General features: G+C 71.7%; 14 protein-coding genes. 7 read left to right on the plus strand and 7 right to left on the minus strand.

What is annotated here, in order from left to right; translation table 11 throughout:
• Window positions 1-67 precede the first annotated feature (67 nt).
• Window positions 68-238, plus strand: coding sequence for a hypothetical protein (locus IE219_RS14125; protein ID WP_189977056.1), 171 nt, complete (start codon window positions 68-70; stop codon window positions 236-238).
• A 75-nt stretch (window positions 239-313) separates the two neighbouring features.
• Here the strand turns inward: IE219_RS14125 and dnaE are convergent, their stop codons facing one another.
• On the minus strand, window positions 314-3,853 hold the full coding sequence (gene dnaE / locus IE219_RS14130) for a DNA polymerase III subunit alpha (protein WP_189977058.1): 3,540 nt from the start codon (window positions 3,851-3,853) through the stop codon (window positions 314-316).
• A gap of 160 nt (window positions 3,854-4,013) precedes the next feature.
• On the opposite strand from dnaE, the gene IE219_RS14135 reads away from it, so the two are divergent.
• From IE219_RS14135 to IE219_RS14155, 5 genes are all read left to right on the plus strand, one after another.
• Window positions 4,014-5,339, plus strand: coding sequence for a DUF2252 domain-containing protein (locus IE219_RS14135; protein WP_189977060.1), 1,326 nt, complete (start codon window positions 4,014-4,016; stop codon window positions 5,337-5,339).
• Window positions 5,340-5,409: 70 nt separating this feature from the next.
• The gene (locus IE219_RS14140) at window positions 5,410-6,093 is read left to right on the plus strand and encodes a hypothetical protein (protein ID WP_189977061.1); all 684 of its coding nucleotides are present in this window, start codon (window positions 5,410-5,412) and stop codon (window positions 6,091-6,093) included.
• A 59-nt stretch (window positions 6,094-6,152) separates the two neighbouring features.
• On the plus strand, window positions 6,153-6,965 hold the full coding sequence (locus tag IE219_RS14145) for a DsbA family protein (RefSeq protein ID WP_189977063.1): 813 nt from the start codon (window positions 6,153-6,155) through the stop codon (window positions 6,963-6,965).
• A gap of 147 nt (window positions 6,966-7,112) precedes the next feature.
• Window positions 7,113-8,780: an alkaline phosphatase D family protein gene (locus IE219_RS14150; protein ID WP_229849754.1), complete on the plus strand. Its 1,668-nt coding sequence runs from the start codon at window positions 7,113-7,115 to the stop codon at window positions 8,778-8,780.
• Window positions 8,781-9,107: 327 nt separating this feature from the next.
• Complete coding sequence (locus tag IE219_RS14155) at window positions 9,108-10,067, plus strand: zinc metalloprotease (protein WP_189977065.1); 960 nt, start codon at window positions 9,108-9,110, stop codon at window positions 10,065-10,067.
• Window positions 10,068-10,145: 78 nt separating this feature from the next.
• Here IE219_RS14155 and IE219_RS14160 read toward each other — a convergent pair whose 3' ends face one another.
• From IE219_RS14160 to IE219_RS14185, 6 genes are all read right to left on the minus strand, one after another.
• The gene (locus IE219_RS14160) at window positions 10,146-10,727 is read right to left on the minus strand and encodes a dienelactone hydrolase family protein (RefSeq protein ID WP_189977067.1); all 582 of its coding nucleotides are present in this window, start codon (window positions 10,725-10,727) and stop codon (window positions 10,146-10,148) included.
• Window positions 10,728-10,775: 48 nt separating this feature from the next.
• Window positions 10,776-12,362, minus strand: a complete 1,587-nt coding sequence (locus tag IE219_RS14165) for a Na+/H+ antiporter (protein ID WP_189977069.1) — start codon at window positions 12,360-12,362, stop codon at window positions 10,776-10,778.
• 85 nt (window positions 12,363-12,447) lie between these two features.
• Window positions 12,448-12,915 carry a GNAT family N-acetyltransferase gene (locus IE219_RS14170; RefSeq protein ID WP_189977071.1) on the minus strand — a complete coding sequence of 156 codons (468 nt, stop codon included), beginning with the start codon at window positions 12,913-12,915 and terminating at the stop codon, window positions 12,448-12,450.
• On the minus strand, window positions 12,912-13,853 hold the full coding sequence (locus IE219_RS14175) for an RluA family pseudouridine synthase (protein ID WP_189977073.1): 942 nt from the start codon (window positions 13,851-13,853) through the stop codon (window positions 12,912-12,914). The genes IE219_RS14170 and IE219_RS14175 overlap by 4 nt, the downstream gene beginning before the upstream one ends.
• A gap of 52 nt (window positions 13,854-13,905) precedes the next feature.
• The gene (gene lspA / locus IE219_RS14180) at window positions 13,906-14,484 is read right to left on the minus strand and encodes a signal peptidase II (RefSeq protein ID WP_189977075.1); all 579 of its coding nucleotides are present in this window, start codon (window positions 14,482-14,484) and stop codon (window positions 13,906-13,908) included.
• A gap of 192 nt (window positions 14,485-14,676) precedes the next feature.
• Window positions 14,677-15,615, minus strand: coding sequence for a TraR/DksA family transcriptional regulator (locus IE219_RS14185; RefSeq protein ID WP_189977077.1), 939 nt, complete (start codon window positions 15,613-15,615; stop codon window positions 14,677-14,679).
• 551 nt (window positions 15,616-16,166) lie between these two features.
• On the opposite strand from IE219_RS14185, the gene ileS reads away from it, so the two are divergent.
• Window positions 16,167-19,310, plus strand: coding sequence for an isoleucine--tRNA ligase (gene ileS / locus IE219_RS14190; RefSeq protein WP_189977079.1), 3,144 nt, complete (start codon window positions 16,167-16,169; stop codon window positions 19,308-19,310).
• Window positions 19,311-19,394 lie beyond the last annotated feature (84 nt).

The raw sequence follows: 19,394 nt of genomic DNA on the forward strand, positions 1-19,394 counted from the left end.
GTTTCTCCCGTATGTGAGTCTGACAGCGGCCCAGGCCCCAGATCCCCTTCGAGGAGGCATCATCCCCATGGCCAAGAACCGCAACCAGAACCGTCAGAAGCAGCAGTCGCCGGCCGAGCGCGGCACGCAGCAGGCGCAGCAGTCGGCGATGGAGTCGCAGGCCGAGAGCCGCGCGTCCCAGGTGACTCCGGGAGACATGGCGCGCAAGGGCCGTCAGAAGCGCTTCGGCCACAACTGACGCCCGGCCCACGGCAAAGGGGCGCGCCCGTGACGACGGGCGCGCCCCTTGCGCGTGCGCGGGGTCCGGCGGCGGCTATCCGGCCAGGCAGGCCGGGCCGAGCAGGACCTTCAGGTCGCCGAAGAGGGCGGGGTCGGCCGTCACCCGGTGCCGGTCGAGCCGGAGCACGGTGGTGGAGCGGGGGCCCTGGAGCTTGATCCGCACCTCGGTGTTGCCCTTGTGGTGGCGGAGGATCTCGCCCAGCCGGCTCACCATCGGCGGGGTGACCTTGAGGGCCGGGATGGTGAGGATGACGGGGGCGTTGGCCCCGGCGTTGGAGAGGTCGGGGACCTGGAGCTCCATGGCGACCAGGCGGGGGACGTCCTCGCGCTTGTCGAGCCGGCCCTTGACGAAGACGACGGCGTCCTCGACGAGCTGGGTGGAGACCAGCTGGTAGGTGGCCGGGAAGAACATGCACTCGATGGAGCCGGCGAGGTCCTCGACGGTGGCGATGGCCCAGGCGTTGCCCTGCTTGGTCATCTTGCGCTGGAGGCCGGAGATGATGCCGCCGATGGTGACGACCGCGCCGTCGGCGTGCTCGCCGCCGGTGAGCTGGGAGATGCCGGCGTCGGTCTTGTCGGAGAGGACGTGCTCCAGGCCGAAGAGGGGGTGGTCGGAGACGTACAGGCCGAGCATCTCGCGCTCCTGCGCGAGGAGGTAGGTCTTCTCCCACTCGTCGGTGGTGAACTCCACGTCGAGCCCGAAGCCGGGTTCGCCGCCGTCGTCGTCGCCCATGCCGCCGAAGAGGTCGAACTGTCCCTCGGCCTCCTTGCGCTTCACCGCGACCACGTTGTCGATCATGGTGTCGAAGTGGGCGGTGAGGCCCTTGCGGGTGTGGCCGAGGGAGTCGAAGGCGCCCGCCTTGATGAGCGACTCGGTGGTGCGCTTGTTGCAGGCGACCGCCTCGACCTTGTCGAGGTAGTCGGGGAAGGAGGCGTACTTCCCCTTGGCCTTGCGGCTCCTGATGATCGACTCGACCACGTTGGTGCCGACGTTGCGGACCGCCTCCAGGCCGAAGAGGATCACGTCGTCGCCCTGGGCGGCGAAGTTGTGCACCGACTCGTTGACGTCCGGCGGCAGGACCTTGATGCCCATGCGGCGGCACTCGTTCAGGTAGACGGCGGACTTGTCCTTGTCGTCCTTGACCGAGGTGAGCAGGCCCGCCATGTACTCGGCGGGGTAGTTCGCCTTGAGGTAGGCGGTCCAGTAGGAGACCAGGCCGTACGCGGCGGAGTGGGCCTTGTTGAAGGCGTAGCCGGCGAAGGGGACCAGCACGTCCCAGAGGGCCTGGATGGCCTCGTCGCTGTAGCCGTTCTTCTGCGCGCCGGCCTGGAAGATGGTGAAGTTCTTCGCCAGCTCGTCGGGCTTCTTCTTGCCCATGACGCGGCGGAGGATGTCGGCCTCGCCCAGCGAGTAGCCGGCGATGATCTGGGCGGCCTTCTGCACCTGCTCCTGGTAGACGATGAGGCCGTAGGTGACCGCCAGGACCTCCTGGAGCGGCTCCTCCAGCTCCTTGTGGATGGGGGTGATCTCCTGCTGGCCGTTCTTGCGCAGCGCGTAGTTCGTGTGCGAGTTCATGCCCATCGGGCCCGGCCGGTAGAGGGCCGACACGGCGGAGATGTCTTCGAAGTTGTCGGGCTTCATCAGGCGCAGCAGGGAGCGCATGGGCCCGCCGTCGAACTGGAAGACGCCGAGGGTGTCGCCGCGCTGGAGCAGTTCGAAGGTCTTGGGGTCGTCGAGCGGGAGGGCCAGGAGGTCGAGCTCGATCCCCTTGTTGGCCTTCACCATCTTGACGGCGTCGTCCATGATCGTGAGGTTGCGCAGGCCGAGGAAGTCCATCTTCAGCAGGCCGAGCGACTCGCACTGCGGGTAGTCCCACTGCGTGATGGTGACGCCGTCGGTGTGCCGCACCCAGATCGGGGCGTGGTCGACGATCGGCTCGCTGGACATGATCACGCCGGCGGCGTGCACGCCCATCTGGCGGACCAGGCCCTCGACGCCCTTGGCGGTGTCGATGACCTTCTTCACGTCCGGCTCGTTCTCGTACATCGCCCGGATCTCGCCGGCCTCGCTGTAGCGGGGGTGCGAGGGGTTGGTGATGCCGTCGAGGTCGATGCCCTTGCCGAGGACGTCGGCGGGCATGGCCTTGGTGAGCCGGTCGCCCATGGCGTAGGGGTAGCCGAGGACGCGCGCGGAGTCCTTGATGGCGTTCTTGGCCTTGATCTTGCCGTAGGTGCCGATCATGGCGACCTTGTCGGCGCCGTACTTCTCGGTCACGTACCGGATGACCTCGACGCGCCGGCGCTCGTCGAAGTCGATGTCGACATCGGGCATGGAGATGCGCTCGGGGTTGAGGAAGCGCTCGAAGATCAGGCCGTGCGGGATGGGGTCGAGGTCGGTGATGCCCATGGCGTACGCGACGATCGAGCCGGCCGCGGAGCCGCGGCCGGGGCCCACGGCGATGCCCTGCTTCTTGGCCCACATGATGAAGTCGGCGACGACGAGGAAGTAGCCGGGGAAGCCCATCGAGATGATGGTGTCCATCTCGTACTCGACCTGCTTCATGCGGTCCTCGGGGATCCCGCCCGGGAAGCGCCGCTCCATGCCCCGCATGGTCTCCGCGCGGAACCAGGTGACCTCGGTGTACCCCTCGGGGATGTCGAACTTCGGCATGAGGTTCTTGGCCTCGAACATGCCGGTGGTGTCGATCTGCTCGGCGACGAGGAGGGTGTTGCGGCAGCCCTCCTGCCAGGCGTCCGAGGAGTCGACGGCGTACATCTCGTCGGTCGACTTCAGGTAGTAGCCGGTGCCGTCGAACTTGAAGCGGTCCGGGTCGGAGAGGTTCTTGCCGGTCTGGATGCACAGCAGGGCGTCGTGGGCGATCGCCTCGTGCGCGTAGGTGTAGTGCGAGTCGTTGGTGACCAGCGGCGGGATGCCGAGCTTCTTGCCGATCTCCAGGAGGCCGTCGCGGACCCGGTGCTCGATGTCGATGCCGTGGTCCATCAGCTCCAGGAAGTAGCGGTCCTTGCCGAAGATGTCCTGGTACTCGGAGGCGGCCTTCAGGGCCTCGTCGAACTGGCCGAGGCGCAGCCGGGTCTGGAGCTCGCCGGAGGGGCAGCCGGTGGAGGCGATCAGCCCCTCGGACCACTGGGAGATGGTCTCCTTGTCCATCCGGGGCCACTTCTGGAGCCAGCCCTCGGCGTAGGCGTCGGAGGAGAGCTTGAAGAGGTTGTGCAGTCCGGTGGCGTTCGCCGCCCAGATCGTCTTGTGGGTGTAGCCGCCGGAGCCGGAGACGTCGTCGCGCTTCTGGTGCGGCTGGCCCCACTGGATCTTCCGCTTGTTGCGGCGGGACTCGGGGGCGACGTACGCCTCGATGCCGATGATCGGCGTCACACCGGCCTTCTTGGCGGTGTGGAAGAAGTCGTACGCCCCGTGGAGGTTGCCGTGGTCGGACATGGCGATGTGGGTCATGCCCATCTCGTTGCACGCGTTGAACATGTCCTTCAGCCGCGCGGCACCGTCCAGCAGGGAGTACTGGGTGTGGACGTGGAGGTGCGTGAAGGGCGGCTTGGTCACGGGAGGTGCCTCCGAGCATGAACTTCTGGGGGGACAGCGTCGAAGTCTACGTCGCTCCGGCGGCACGGGCGGGGCACTCGGGACTAGGGTCGCGGCGGAGGCGGACCGGGAACGCCTGTCCCCCTTTGTCATGACCAGTGTCCCACCAGGAGGTCCCCCGATGCCGGTCCCGCAGCCCACCGCCGCCGAGCGCGGCGAGCAGATCCTCGCCGTCTTCGACACCGCCTTCGGCGAGCTGCTCGCGGCCGACCCGGCCGCCTTCCGGGTCAAGTTCCGGAAGATGGCCGCCTCCGCCTTCGCCTTCTACCGGGGCACCGCCTGCCTCTTCTACCGGGACCTGGCGGAGGAGGCGCACGGCGGCCCGTTCCTGGACGGGCGGACCGGCCGGGTGTGGATCCACGGCGATCTGCACGCCGAGAACTTCGGCACCTACATGGACGCCAACGGGCGGCTGGTCTTCAACGTGAACGACTTCGACGAGGCGTACGTCGGCCCCTTCACCTGGGACCTCAAGCGGCTCGCCGCCTCCCTCGCCCTGCTCGGCCGCGCCAAGGCGCTCAGCGACGACCAGATCACCCTCCTGGTGCGCGGCTGCGCCGCCGCCTACCGGGAGAGGATCCGGGTCCTGGCCGGCGGCGCCGAGGGCGACGGGGCGCCCGGCTTCACCCTGGAGACCGCCGACGGGGCGCTGCTCGGCGCGCTGCGCCGGGCCCGCGCGCGGACCCGCTTCGCGCTGCTCGACTCGATGACGGAGATACGGGGGTACGAGCGCCGCTTCTCCTCGGGCGGCGGGGCGGTCGAGCTGGACGCGACCACCCGGAACAAGGTGCTGGCCGCCTTCGACGGCTACCTGGCGACGCTGCCGGAGGCCAGCCTGGCCCGCCCGGACTCGTACCGGGTGAAGGACGTCGTCGGGCGGCGCGGCATCGGCATCGGCTCGGCCGGCCTGCCCTCGTACAACGTCCTCCTGGAGGGGAACAGCGACGCCCTGGAGAACGACGTCGTGATCTACCTCAAGCAGGCGCAGACGCCGGCGGTGTCGCGGCACGTGACGGATCCGGCGGTGCGCGGCTACTTCCGGCACGAGGGGCACCGCACGGTGATCTCGCAGCGGGCGCTCCAGGCGCACGCCGACCCGTGGCTGGGGTGGACGGAGCTGGACGGCGCCGGGCAGCTGGTGGCCGAGGTGTCGCCGTACGCGGTGGACCTGGACTGGTCCGACATCGACGACCCCGGGGAGATCGCGGCGACCGTCGCCGACCTGGGCCGGGCGACGGCGACCATGCACGCGGCGGCGGACGACTCCAGCGGCCACTCGCTGGTGCCGTTCTCCACCGAGCGGGCCATCGACGCGGCGATCGCGGCCGACGAGGAGGGCTTCGCGGAGCTGCTGGTGGAGTTCGCGCACGCCTACGGGGCGCGGGCGCGCGCCGACCACCAGATCTTCGTGGACCTCTTCCGCAACGGCCGGATACCGGGGCTGTAGCCGCCCGGCGGGGGTTCACAGGTCTTCCTTAGGGACCCCTTACGGGCGAACGTGGCACACTCGCTTGACGATGGACATGTCGGGTACGCGGCTCAGGGCGCTGCGGGCGGGGTTCTTCACGGCGCTGGTCGTGACCCTGTCCGTGGCTTCGCACGTCCTGCTCTCCGGAGTGCCGCTGCCGCTGGGCACGGTCGTGCCGGTCGCCGCCGCCGTCTTCGCCGTGGCGTACGCCCTGGCCGGCCGCGAGCGCGGCTTCGGCCCGATCGCCGGGCTCCTCGTCCCGCTGGAACTGGCGGCGGACACCCTCTTCACCAGCGGCCAGGCGGCCTGTTACGGCCCCTCCGGCGGGCCGGTCGCCGGGGCGCTGCGCTCCTTCGGCGTGGAAGTGCTCTGCGGCGGGGCCGTGGGCGCGCCGCTGCCCGGGGTCGCGGTGCCGGAGGGCGGGACCGCCGCGCCGCTCGCCTCCCCCGATCCGGCGCTGCCGTGGCTGCTGCTCGCCGCGCACGTGCTGGTCGGGCTGTCGGCGGCCTGCTGGCTGCGCGGCGGGGAGCGGGCGCTGGCGCGGATGCTCGGCGCGGTGGCGGCGGCGGCCTTCCGGCCGCTGGAGCTGCTCGCGGCGCTGACCGGCGCGGCCGGTGCGGCGGCGCCGGGCCCGGTGCGGCCGGAGGGGCGTCCCGGGCCGTCCCGCACGCGGCTCCTGGTGCACTCGGTGGGGCGGCGGGGGCCGCCTCGGGGACCGCTCGCTCTCGTCTGAGCGAGCCTCCGAGCCTTCCCCCTCGTCCGCACGGATTTCCCTTACGGAGTCACCCCGTCATGAGTGCACGCAACAATCAGGCCAACAAGGCAGCCGCCCGTGAGCGTCTGCGCGAGGAGCGCGAGCGCCAGGCCAAGAAGGAGCGGACCCGGCGGCGGCTGGTCGTCGGCGTCTCGGCGGTGGCGGTGCTCGCCGTCGCCGGCGGCATCGGCTACGCGGTCGTCCGGTCCAACCAGCCGTCGGCGTGGGACGCCGCCGCCGACGCCGCGGTCACCGCGCCGAAGAACACCGAGGGCGAGAACGGCACGACCGTCGTCATCGGCAAGGACTCGGCGAAGAAGACCCTGGAGCTGTACGAGGACTCGCGCTGCCCGGTCTGCGCGACCTTCGAGCAGCAGGTCGGCCCCACCGTCGAGAAGGACGTGGCGGCCGGCAGGTACAAGGTGAAGTACGTGGGCGCCACCTTCATCGACAACTTCGACCAGGGCGAGGGGTCGAAGAACGCCCTGTCGGCGCTGGGCGCGGCGCTGGACGTGAGCCCCGAGGCGTTCCTGAAGTACAAGGAGGCGCTGTACTCCGCGAAGTGGCACCCGGACGAGAAGACCGACAAGTTCGCCAAGGACTCCTACCTGCTGGAGGTCGCGGACACCGTCCCGGCGCTGAAGGGGAACGCCGCCTTCAGGAAGAACGTGGAGGCGGGCACCTTCGACGCGTGGGCGATGAAGATGTCCGAGGCGTTCGACGCGAGCGGGGTGACCGGGACGCCGACGCTGAAGATGGACGGCAAGGCGCTGACGGTCGGGAACTCGAAGAACCCGCCGCTGTCGGCGGAGGAGTTCGAGACGGTCCTCGCCCCGGCCCTGGCCGGCTGACCCCCGCGCTCCCCCGCACCCGCGCGGCCCCGGACGGCTTCCGTCCGGGGCCGTCGCCGCAGGAGCGGCGGAACCGGGGGCGAAGCTCCGGCGAACTTTCCGGATTTCGCCTTCCCTTCCGGATACCCGTCAGTAATCTGACTGTCCGTGACCAGTCACCCCACCTCCCCGATATCCGCCGACGCCTCCGCGCCCTCGCGGCGCACGGTCGTCAAGGCGGCCGCCGTCACCGCCGCCGTCGCGCCCGCCCTGCTCGGCGCGGCCGCCCCGGCCCTCGCGGACGCCCCGGCGCCCGCCTTCCTCCACGGCGTCGCCTCGGGCGACCCGCTCCCCGACGGCGTCCTGCTGTGGACGCGCGTCACCCCGTCCGCCGAGGCCGTGCCCGGCTCCGGGCTCGGCGCGGACGTCGCGGTCGGCTGGGAGGTGGCCGAGGACCGCGGCTTCGGGCGGGTCGTCGCCTCCGGCACGGCCACCGCGCGCGCGGCGTCCGACCACACGGTGAAGGCCGACGTCCGGGGCCTGCGCCCGGCCGCCACCTACTTCTTCCGCTTCACCGCCGGCGCCGCCGTCTCGGCGACCGGCCGCACCCGCACCGCGCCGGCCGCCGACGCCGCCGTGGACGGCGTCCGCTTCGGCGTGGTGTCCTGCGCCAACTACGAGGCCGGGCACTTCTCCGCGTACCGGCACCTCGCCGCCCGGACCGACCTGGACGCGGTGCTGCACCTGGGCGACTACCTCTACGAGTACGCGAGCGGGGTCTACCCGGAGGCGAAGAAGACCGTCCGGCCGCACGAGCCGCGCCACGAGATCGTGACGCTGGCCGACTACCGGACCCGGCACGGCCGCTACAAGACGGACCCGGACCTCCAGGCGCTGCACGCGGTCCACCCGGTGGTGGCGATCTGGGACGACCACGAGTTCGCCAACGACGCCTGGTCGGGCGGGGCCGAGAACCACACCCCGGGCGCCGAGGGCGACTGGGCGGCCCGGGTCGCCGCCGCCAAGCGGGCCTACTTCGAGTGGATGCCGGTCCGCACCTCGACCGAGGGCACCGTCTTCCGCCGGATCCGCTTCGGCCGGCTGGCCGATCTGCACCTGCTCGACCTGCGCTCGTTCCGCTCCGCCCCGGCGAAGACGGGGTCCGGCACGGTGGACGACCCGGAGCGGACGATCACCGGCCGGGCGCAGCTGGACTGGCTGAAGGCGGGGCTGGCCGGTTCGGACGCGGCCTGGCAGCTGGTCGGCACCTCGGTGATGATCTCGCCGGTCGCCTTCGGCGCGCTCCCGGCGCACCTGCTGGAGCCGCTCGCCGAGCTGCTGGGGCTGCCCGCCGAGGGGATCGCGGTCAACGTCGACCAGTGGGACGGCTTCACCGACGACCGCCGGGAGCTGCTGGGGCACCTGGCCTCCCGGGCGGTGCGGAACACGGTCTTCCTCACCGGCGACATCCACATGGCCTGGGCCAACGACGTGCCGGCCAAGGCGGCGACGTACCCGCTCTCCGGCTCGGTGGCGACCGAGTTCGTGGTGACCTCGGTGACCTCGGACAACCTGGACGACCTGCTGAACGTGCTGCCGGGGACCCTCTCGGTGGTGGCCGCGGGCGCGGTGAAGGCGGCCAACCGGCACGTGAAGTGGGTGGACATGGACCACCACGGCTACGGCGTCCTCGACGTGACCGCGCAGCGCTCGCAGATGGACTACTACACGGTCTCCGACAAGCGGGACCCGGCGGCGACGGCGGCGTGGGCCCGGTCCTACCGGACGCTCAACGGAACGCAGCGTGTCGAGCGGGTGTACCAGCCGGTCATCTGACCGATGCTTTTCAGCCATGATCCCGTTTGTTAACGGAAGATCACATGGCTACGGCGGGTGGCGGGTCCGGACGTTCGAATCCGGACACACCACCCGCCTCCGGCCTGGCTTCTGTTACGTCGTCGTCTCAAACTCCGGAAGCCACACCAAAATTTCTTCCCGTTGCCCCGATTCGCCCCACGAATGATTGGGCCTGATCGCCGCTCAACGGCGTCTGACATGAACGCGTAATCTCCCCGCCGTGGCGAGGAAAGACCTCCCACCACCCCCCGCGAGGAGACACCTGTGCGTGCTCTTGTCCGTATATCGCCGCGTACCTCACGTCGTGTGCTCGGCACCGCCGTTCTGGCCGGAACCCTGGCCCTGGCACCCCTCTCCTCCCCCGTCGTGGCCCAGTCCTCCACCACCCTGGCGGGCGCCTCCGCCGAGGAGTGCGCCGACGGCCCGGCCGCCGTCTCCGGGGCCCGCAAGGCGCGCGGCGCCGACGGCCACTCCGCCGAGCCCAACGAGGTCACCGCCGCCACGGCCAAGGCCATGGACGACGACCTGCGCAAGAAGCTCTCCGCCGCCAAGGCCAACGGCCGGCTGAGCGGAGCCGCGAACGCCGCCGCGACCGTGACCATCCCGGTCTACTTCCACGTCATCCACAGCGGGACGACGGGCAAGCTGACGTCCACCCAGATCAACAACCAGATGGCCGTCCTGAACGCCGCCTACGCGGGCCAGGGCACCGGCAACGTGAACACCGGCTACCAGTTCGCCCTGGCCGGCACCGACTACACGGACAACGCCACCTGGTACAACCTCAGCGACGGCACCTCCGCCGAGACCAGCATGAAGAACACCCTGCGCAAGGGCGGCGCCAACGCGCTGAACGTCTACACCGCCAACCTCGGCGGCGGACTGCTCGGCTGGGCCACCTTCCCGTCCTCGTACAAGTCCAGCCCGAAGATGGACGGCGTCGTCATCCTCGACGCCTCGCTGCCCGGCGGCTCCGCCACCAACTACAACCAGGGCGACACCGCCACCCACGAGGTCGGCCACTGGATGGGGCTCTACCACACCTTCCAGGGCGGCTGCAACGGAAACGGCGACTACGTCTCCGACACCCCGGCCGAGAAGAGCCCGGCCTACGAGTGCCCGACCGGCCGCGACTCCTGCACCAACAAGACCGGCGTGGACCCGATCCACAACTTCATGGACTACACGTACGACGCCTGCATGTACCAGTTCACCTCCGGCCAGGTGACCCGCATGAACGACAGCTGGACCGCCTACCGGGGCTGACGCCCCGTCCGCGCACGGCGTGCGGCCCCCCGGGTCTCCCCCGGGGGGCCGCACCCCTTTCCCGTCTCCCGCCGCGCCTCACTCCTCCCCGGCGAGCCCGTCCAGGAAGTCCAGGACGACCGCCCAGGTCCGCCCGGCGGCCTCCGCGTCCCAGTCCGGCAGCTCCGGGTCCGTGTACAGGTGCCCGGCCCCCCGGTACCGGTGGACCTCCACGTCCGCGCCGGCCCTCCGCATCTGGAGGTACCAGGCGGACAGCCAGTCGTCCGTCTCGTACGGGTCGGGCTCGGCCACGTGCAGCTGGACGGGCAGCTCGTCCACCGAGGCGTTCGGCGCCAGGTCCGAGGTGCCGTGGAGCAGCACGAGGCCGCGCGCCCGCTCGTCCCCCAGCGCCAGCGTCTGGGCGGCCGAGGCGCCGAAGGAGAAGCCCGCGTAGACCAGCCCGCGCTCCGAGTACGGGGCGGCGGCCAGCACCGCCCGCCGCAGCAGCTCGTCCGAACCGATCTCGTCCCGGCGCGCCATGCCCTCCTCCACCGAGTCCGTCGTCCAGCCGTCGAAGAGGTCCGGCGTCCACACCTGGTGACCGGCGGCCCGCAGCCGCTCGGCCGCCGCCCCGACCGCCGGACGCAGCCCGTACACCGAGTGGAAAAGCATGATGTCCATGCCCGCCATCCTGCCACCCGGCACCGGCCGCGCCCGCGTCCCCGCCGGTCAGCGCATCGAGCGGACGTCGAGCTGCCGCAGCACCCGGTCCACCACCTCCGGGTCGGAGCCCGGCTCGCTGCGCGCCGCCAGGACCTCGTGCCGGGCGGCCGACATCATCTCCCGCTGGATCCGCTGGAGCGACTTCACCCGCTCGACCCGCTCGGTGAACGCGGCCCGCCGCTCGTCGTCCACCATGTCCGGGCTGATCCGCGCCCCGATGTCGAAGGCCCCGCGCTGGAGCCGCTCGGCCACCTCCTCCGGCAGCTCCTCGACCTCCTCGATCTCCTTCAGCCGCCGCTTGGCCGCCTTCGCCGCCCGGACCGCGAGCTGCCGCTCGAAGTCCCGCTCGGCGTCCGCGTCGGCCTTCACCCCGAGCAGCCGCACCAGCCGGGGCAGGGTCAGCCCCTGCACCACCAGGGTGGCCAGGATCACGCAGAAGGCGATGAAGATCAGCTCGTCGCGGCCGGGGAACGGCTCGCCCGCGTCGGTCGTCAGCGGGATGGCGAGGGCGAGGGCCACCGACGCCACCCCGCGCATCCCCGACCACCACATGACGACGGTCTCCCGCCAGCTCGTCGGGATCTCCTCCGCGACGTCCTTCCGGTCGTGCATCCGCTTGGCCAGCCAGGTGGCGGGCAGCAGCCACAGCAGCCGGACCCCGACGACCACGGCGACCACCACGGCGCCCCAGCCGAGCATCTCGCCGAGCCGCCCCTCCGCGACGCCGAAGACGTGGATCAGCTCCAGCCCGATGAGACCGAAGGCGATGCCGGTGACGAGGGTGTCGACGACCTCCCAGAAGGTCTGCCCGGCGAGCCGCCCCATCACGTCGTCGGCGTCGACCGCGTACTCGGCGAGGAACAGCGCGGTGACGAGGACCGCGAGGACGCCGGAGCCGTGCAGCTCCTCCGCGAGCACGTAGGAGACGAAGGGGACGAGGAGGGTGAGGCCGGTCTGGAGGGTGACGTCGCCGAGGAAGCCCATCAGCTTGTTGGTGGCCCAGCCCAGCGCGAGCCCGACCGCGACCGCCACCACCGCCGACAGGAGCAGCTCGGCCAGCGCCTCGGGCCAGGAGAACTCGCCGCTCACCACCGCCGCGATGGCCACGTGGTAGAGCACGATCGCGGTGACGTCGTTGAAGAGGCCCTCGCCCTCCAGGATCGACACCAGGCGCCGGGGCAGCCCGAGCGCGCCGGCCACAGCGGTCGCCGCGACCGGGTCGGGCGGGGCGACGAGCGCGCCGAGGGCGAGCGCGGCGGCCAGCGGGATGCCGGGCACCAGGGCGTTCGCGACCGCGCCGACGGCGGCCGTGGTGACGAAGACCAGGGCGACCGCGAGCAGGAAGATGGGCCGCCGGTTCGCCGCGAACTGCCGCCAGGAGGTCCGCTGCGCGGAGGCGTAGAGCAGCGGTGGCAGCACCAGCGGGAGGATCATCTCCGGCGGGATGTCGACGTTCGGCACGAAGGGCAGGAAGGCCAGCACGATCCCGAGGAGGGTCATCAGGACGGGTGCGGGCAGCCCGAGCCGGTCCCCCAGGGGGACGGTCAGCAGGGCGCCGAGGAGCAGCAGGAACAGGAGGGCCAATTGATCCACGGCCCCACCCTGTCACGCACGTCCGTTTTGACGATGATTGACCCCTGGTGGGAGGTAAATGTCCCGTGTGGTACGGGACGACCCGCTACAGGGCCTTGCGCATGGCCCGGTGCGGAATGCCCGCGTCCGGGAACTCGCCGCCGTACGCCGCGTACCCCAGCCGCTCGTAGAAGCCGAGCGCGTGGGTCTGCGCGTGCAGGTCGACGGCGGCCAGACCGCGCTCGCGCGCCGCGTCCTCGATCGCCCCGACCAGCGCCGCGCCGACCCCGAGGCCGCGCGCGGCCCCGGCGACCGCGAGCCGGCCGAGCGAGCCGACGGAGGCGTCCCCGCCGGTCCTGGCCACCGCGTCGGCGCCCAGCAGCAGCCGGCCGGTGCCCAGCGGCACGCCGTCCTCGCGGACCGCGAGGACGTGCACGGCGGTGGCGTCGCAGGCGTCGTACTCGATCTCCTGCGGGACGCCCTGCTCGACGACGAAGACCTCGCGGCGGACCGCGAAGCAGGCGTCCAGGTCGCCCTGGCCCCCCACCGCGCGGACGGTGTACGCGACGGTCACCGGCTCTCCGCCTCGATCCGGTCCAGGGCGGTCCTGAGGTCGGCCGGGTAGGTGGAGGAGAACTCGACCCACGCCCCGTCCCCGGGGTGCTCGAAGCCGAGCCGCACCGCGTGCAGCCACTGCCGGGTGAGGCCGAGCCGCTTGGCCATGGTGGGGTCGGCGCCGTAGGTCACGTCGCCGACACAGGGGTGCCGATGGGCGGACATGTGCACCCGGATCTGGTGGGTGCGGCCGGTCTCCAGCTTGATGTCGAGCAGCGAGGCCGCCCGGTACGCCTCGATCAGGTCGTAGTGGGTGACGGACGGCTTGCCGTCGGCGGTCACGGCCCACTTGTAGTCGTGGTTCGGGTGCCGGCCGATGGGCGCGTCGATGGTGCCGCTCAGCGGGTCCGGATGGCCCTGCACCAGGGCGTGGTAGCGCTTGTCGACCACGCGCTCCTTGAACTGGCGCTTGAGCGAGGTGTACGCGTACTCGGACTTGGCGACGACCATCAGACCGGAGGTGCCGACGTCGAGCCGGTGCACGATGCCCTGGCGCTCGGCGGCGCCGGAGGTGGAGATCCGGTAGCCGGCGGCGGCCAGGCCGCCGATCACGGTGGTGCCGGTCCAGCCGGGGCTGGGGTGGGCGGCGACCCCGACCGGCTTCATGATCACGACGATGTCGTCGTCGTCGTGGACGATCTCCATGCCCTCGACCGGCTCGGCGACGACCTGCACGGGCGCGGGGGCGCCCGGCATCTCGACCTCCAGCCACGCGCCGCCGCTCACCCGCTCGGACTTGCCGACGACGGCGCCGTCGACCTGGACCTTCCCGGAGGCGGCCAGCTCGGCCGCCTTCGTACGGGAGAACCCGAACATGCGGGCGATGGCGGCGTCGACGCGCTCGCCCTCCAGGCCATCGGGAACGGGCAGGGTGCGGATCTCGGGACTCGTACTCACCCGTCGAGTATGCCTTGTGCGGAGGGCACCGCGTCCGCCGCGGGCCGCGGGCTCAGTCCTTGTGGATCGTGCCGTCCGGGTCCAGGCCCCGGAAGGACAGGATCACGATGAGGATGCCGCCGCAGACGATCGCGGAGTCCGCGAGGTTGAAGACGGCGAAGTGGGCGGGGGCGATGAAGTCGACCACCGCGCCCTCGAAGACGCCCGGCGAGCGGAACAGCCGGTCGGTCAGGTTGCCGAGCGCGCCGCCCAGCAGCAGGCCGAGCGCGATCGCCCAGGGCAGGCTGTAGAGCTTGCGGGCCAGCCGGATGATCACCACGATCACGGCCGCCGCGATCACGGTGAAGACGACCGTGAACGCCTCGCCCATGCCGAAGGCCGCGCCCGGGTTGCGGATCGCCTCGAAGCGCAGCAGGTCGCCGATGACCCGGATGGGCTCGCGGCCCTCCAGCTTCTCGACCACGAGCATCTTGCTGCCGAGGTCGATCAGGTACGCGAGGACGGCCACGACGAAGAGGGCGACGATCCGCCGCCTGCCCTTCGGCTGCTCCTCCGGAGCGGCCGAGTCCTCGGACCCCGCCTCGTCCGGTGCTGAATCCGGCGTACCGATGACGCTCTCCGCCTCTGCCACGTGAGTCCCTCGTACCTCGATGCCTGACCGTGCACCGAGGGTACGGCACAGACGTACGAGACCGGCAGCCCGGACCGCCGGTCCCCGCACGTCGGAAGGCCGATGAGCCGCCCCTCCCGGCCCGCCCCCGGCCCGGGAGGGGACGGCCCGGACCCCTGTCCGGCGGCCCTTCGCGGACCCGCCGGACAGGACCTAGCCCCGCCGCTCCTGCTTCTGCTTGTCCTCCACGCACAGGGTGGCGCGCGGGAACGCCTGCATGCGCGCCTTGCCGATCGGCCTGCCGCAGACCTCGCAGAGGCCGTAGGTGCCCGCGTCGAGCCGTTCCAGGGCGTGCTCGGTCTGCTCCAGCATCTCCCGCGCGTTCGCCGCCAGGGCGAGCTCGTGCTCGCGCGTGATGTTCTTGGTGCCGGTGTCGGCCTCGTCGTGACCGGCGCCGTCGCCCGAGTCCCGCATCAGCCCGGTCAGCTCCTCCTGGGAGTGGACCAGCTCGCTGCGCAGCCGCAGCACCTCGGCCTGGAGCTCGCTGCGCGCCTCCGCGACCTCGTCCGGCGTCCACGGCTCCTCGCCGGGCCGCACCGCCAGCTCCCCGGTCCGCGCCGGAGGCACGGCCGCCTCGTCGCCGGCGGTCGTGACGCCGCCCGCGGTCTTCTTCGCTGCCACCGTCCTGGCTCCCGTCTGCTTCTTCGCGGCGGCCCTCGGGCCGACGGCCTTCTCCCCTGGCTTCTTCCCGTCCGGAGCCGTCCCGGCCCCGGACACCCCCTCCCCTTCCCGCCCGCCCTTTACGCCCCCGGCCGCGCCCGCCGCCTCCCCGGACTCCGCCTTCCCGGCGGCGGCCTCCCCTGCGGCGGCCTTCTCGGCGGTCGTCTTCGCGGCGGCCTTCTTGGCGGCGGTCTTCTTGGCCGCCGCCTTCTTCGCCGTCTTCTTCGCGACCGCTTTCTTAGCCGTCTTCTTCGCGGCCGTCTTCTTCGCGGCCGTCTTCTTCGCGGCCGCCTTCTTCGCCGGGGCCGCCGGTACCCCCGCGGCCGTCTCCTCCGGGGCCCCGGGATCGCCGGGATCGCCGGGGGAACCGGCGGTCCCGGTGGCCCCGGCGACGGCCGGGGACTGCTGCGCGGCGGGCTTCTTCGCCACCATGTCGCGGCCCCTTCACATTTTGTGATCTTGCTCGCGAATCGTGCTGGGACGATAAATCGGCCCAGGCCCCACGGCAACGGGGCGCACCGCCCGTATCCCCCTCCCCGCCCCCGCCGCGTCACCCCCGCCGGACCCGCCGCCCAGTCCCCCGCCGGGTCCGCTCCCCCACGTGGCCCCCGGGAAGTCCGCGGCGCCCCGTGTGCCCATTCGGGTCACCCGGAAACGGGTCGGCCGCCCGCCCCCGTGCCCCGTACACTGGCGGGAGCGAGAGGCGTCGATGGGGACCAGTAGCGTCGTACGCAGCCATGAGCGACCCGGGGACGGTGAGAGCCCGGGGGCGAGCCCGATGCGAAGCATCACCCCGGAGCTGCCGGAAGAAAGCCGCGCGGAAGCACCCAGTGCGAAGCACGGCGACTAGACCCGGTGTCGCGACCCCAATGAGGGGGCTTCGGACGTGCCCGTCCGGGGCCAAGGAGGGTGGTACCGCGGGAGCACTGCTCTCGTCCCTCCGACGGAAGCAGGAAATGTCCGTCCGGAGGAGAGTCCGCCGCATGACACCGCCCCAGTACCGTCCGGTGCCCGCCCAGGTCGAGCTGCCCGCCCTGGAGCACGCCGTGCTCCAGTTCTGGCAGGAGAACAAGGTCTTCGCCAAGTCCCTGGAGCAGTCCGAGGGCCGCCCCGAATGGGTCTTCTACGAGGGCCCGCCGACCGCCAACGGCATGCCCGGCGCCCACCACATCGAGGCCCGCGTCTTCAAGGACGTCTTCCCCCGCTTCCGCACCATGCGCGGCTACCACGTGGCCCGCAAGGCCGGCTGGGACTGCCACGGCCTCCCCGTCGAGCTCGCCGTCGAGAAGGAGCTCGGCTTCTCCGGCAAGAAGGACATCGAGGAGTACGGCATCGCGGAGTTCAACGCGAAGTGCCGCGAGTCGGTGACCCGCCACACCGACGCCTTCGCCGAGCTCACGACCCGCATGGGCTACTGGGTCGACATGGACGACGCCTACCGCACCATGGACCCCTCGTACATCGAGTCGGTCTGGTGGTCGCTGAAGCAGATCTTCGACAAGGACCTCCTCGTCCAGGACCACCGCGTCGCCCCCTGGTGCCCCCGCTGCGGCACCGGCCTCTCCGACCACGAGCTGGCCCAGGGCTACGAGACGGTCGTCGACCCCTCCGTCTTCGTCCGCTTCCCGCTGACCTCCGGCCCGCTCGCCGGCAAGGCCGCGCTCCTCGTCTGGACGACCACCCCGTGGACCCTGGTGTCCAACACGGCCGTCGCCGCCCACCCCGAGGTCACCTACGTCGTCGCCACCGACGGCGACGAGCGCCTCGTCGTCGCCGAGCCGCTCCTCGACAAGGCCCTCGGCGAGGGCTGGGTCACCACCGGCGAGTCCTTCACCGGCGCCGAGATGGAGCGCTGGACCTACCGGCGCCCCTTCGAGCTGATCCCCTTCGACGCCCCGGCCCACTACGTGGTCAACGCCGAGTACGTCACCACCGAGGACGGCACCGGCCTCGTCCACCAGTCCCCCGCCTTCGGCGAGGACGACCTCAAGGTCTGCAAGGCGTACGGCCTGCCGGTCGTGAACCCGGTCCGCCCCGACGGCACCTTCGAGGAGGACGTCCCCCTCGTCGGCGGCGTCTTCTTCAAGAAGGCCGACGAGGCGCTCACCGCCGACCTCGACGCCCGCGGCCTGCTCTACCGGCACGTGCCCTACGAGCACAGCTACCCGCACTGCTGGCGCTGCCACACGGCCCTGCTCTACTACGCGCAGCCGTCCTGGTACATCCGCACGACCGCCGTCAAGGACCGTCTCCTCGAAGAGAACGAGAAGACCAACTGGTTCCCCGACTCGGTCAAGCACGGCCGCTTCGGCGACTGGCTGAACAACAACATCGACTGGGCGCTCTCCCGCAACCGCTACTGGGGCACCCCGCTGCCCATCTGGCGCTGCGAGGAGGGCCACCTCACCTGCGTCGGCTCCCGCGCCGAACTCTCCGAGCTGACCGGCACCGACCAGTCGGACCTCGACCCGCACCGCCCGTACATCGACGACGTCACCTTCGGCTGCACCGCCGAGGGCTGCTCCCTCGAAGCGGTCCGCGTCCCCGAGGTCATCGACGCCTGGTACGACTCCGGCTCCATGCCCTTCGCCCAGTACGGCTACCCGTACCGGAACAAGGAGCTGTTCGAGGCCCGCTACCCGGCCCAGTTCATCTCCGAGGCCATCGACCAGACCCGCGGCTGGTTCTACACGCTGATGGCCGTCGGCACCCTGGTCTTCGACCGGTCCTCGTACGAGAACGTGGTCTGCCTCGGCCACATCCTCGCCGAGGACGGCCGGAAGATGTCCAAGCACCTCGGCAACATCCTCCAGCCCATCCCCCTGATGGACCAGCACGGCGCCGACGCCGTCCGCTGGTTCATGGCCGCCGGCGGCTCCCCCTGGGCCGCCCGCCGCGTCGGCCACGGCACCATCCAGGAGGTCGTCCGCAAGACCCTCCTGACGTACTGGAACACGGTCGCCTTCCAGGCCCTGTACGCGCGCACCGCCGGCTGGGCGCCGTCCGCCGCCGACCCGGCCCCGGCCGACCGCTCCGTCCTCGACCAGTGGCTCCTCTCCGAGCTGAACGCGCTCGTCGCCGAGGCCACCGAGGCGATGGAGGCGTACGACACCCAGCGCACCGGCAAGCTCCTGTCCGCCTTCGTCGACGACCTCTCCAACTGGTACGTGCGCCGCTCCCGCCGCCGCTTCTGGCAGGGCGACAAGGCGGCCCTGCGGACCCTGCACGAGGTCGTCGAGACCGTCACCCGCCTGATGGCCCCGCTGACCCCCTTCATCACCGAGCGGGTCTGGCAGGACCTCGTCGTCCCCGTCACCCCCGACGCCCCCGAGTCCGTCCACCTCGCCACCTGGCCCGAGGCCGACGCCTCGCTCGTCGACGGCACCCTCTCCGAGCAGATGGCGCTCGTCCGCCGCCTGGTCGAGCTCGGCCGCGCGACCCGCGCCGAGTCCGGTGTGAAGACCCGTCAGCCGCTCTCCCGCGCCCTCGTCGCCGCCACCGGCTTCGCGGCCCTCTCCCCGGCGCTCCGGGCCCAGATCACCGAGGAGCTCAACGTCTCCTCCCTGGCCTCGCTCTCCGAGGTGGGCGGCAGCCTCGTCGACACCACCGCCAAGGCCAACTTCCGGGCCCTGGGCAAGCGGTTCGGCAAGGGCGTCCAGGACGTCGCCAAGGCCGTCGCCGCGACCGACGCGGCCGCCCTGGCGCTGGCCCTGCGGGACGGCGGGGCGAGCCTGGAGGTCAACGGCGAGACGATCACCGTCACCCCCGACGAGATCATCATCACCGAGACCCCGCGCGAGGGCTGGTCCGTCGCCTCCGACTCCGGCGCGACCGTCGCCCTCGACCTGGAGATCACCCCGGAACTGCGCCGCGCCGGCCTCGCCCGCGACGCGATCCGGCTCATCCAGGAGGCCCGCAAGAACAGCGGCCTCGATGTCGCCGACCGCATCGCGCTCCGCTGGGCGACCCCGTCGGAGGAGACGGCGGAGGCGCTGACGGTCCACGCGGACCTCATCGCGGACGAGGTCCTGGCGACCGACTACGCGCAGGGTGAGCCGACCGGGGCGTACGGCCCCGCCTTCCAGGACGAGGCGCTCTCCCTCACCTTCCACCTCCACAAGGCGTGACCGCCGGGCGGCCGCGGGGAGGGACACCCCTCCCCGCGGCCGCCGCCTCCCTCCGCGGGGGACCGGGTACGGCGAAGGGCCGGG

This window comes from Streptomyces termitum (genome assembly GCF_014650175.1).
Taxonomy (GTDB): Bacteria; Actinomycetota; Actinomycetes; order Streptomycetales; family Streptomycetaceae; genus Streptomyces; species Streptomyces termitum.

Coding starts and splice junctions, on each gene's coding strand:
- IE219_RS14125 (WP_189977056.1), top strand. CDS start 68: ATGGCCAAGAACCGCAACCAGAACCGTCAGAAGCAGCAGTCGCCGGCC.
- IE219_RS14135 (WP_189977060.1), top strand. CDS start 4,014: ATGCCGGTCCCGCAGCCCACCGCCGCCGAGCGCGGCGAGCAGATCCTC.
- IE219_RS14140 (WP_189977061.1), top strand. CDS start 5,410: ATGGACATGTCGGGTACGCGGCTCAGGGCGCTGCGGGCGGGGTTCTTC.
- IE219_RS14145 (WP_189977063.1), top strand. CDS start 6,153: ATGAGTGCACGCAACAATCAGGCCAACAAGGCAGCCGCCCGTGAGCGT.
- IE219_RS14160 (WP_189977067.1), bottom strand. CDS start 10,727: ATGGACATCATGCTTTTCCACTCGGTGTACGGGCTGCGTCCGGCGGTC.
- IE219_RS14185 (WP_189977077.1), bottom strand. CDS start 15,615: ATGGTGGCGAAGAAGCCCGCCGCGCAGCAGTCCCCGGCCGTCGCCGGG.
- ileS (WP_189977079.1), top strand. CDS start 16,167: ATGACACCGCCCCAGTACCGTCCGGTGCCCGCCCAGGTCGAGCTGCCC.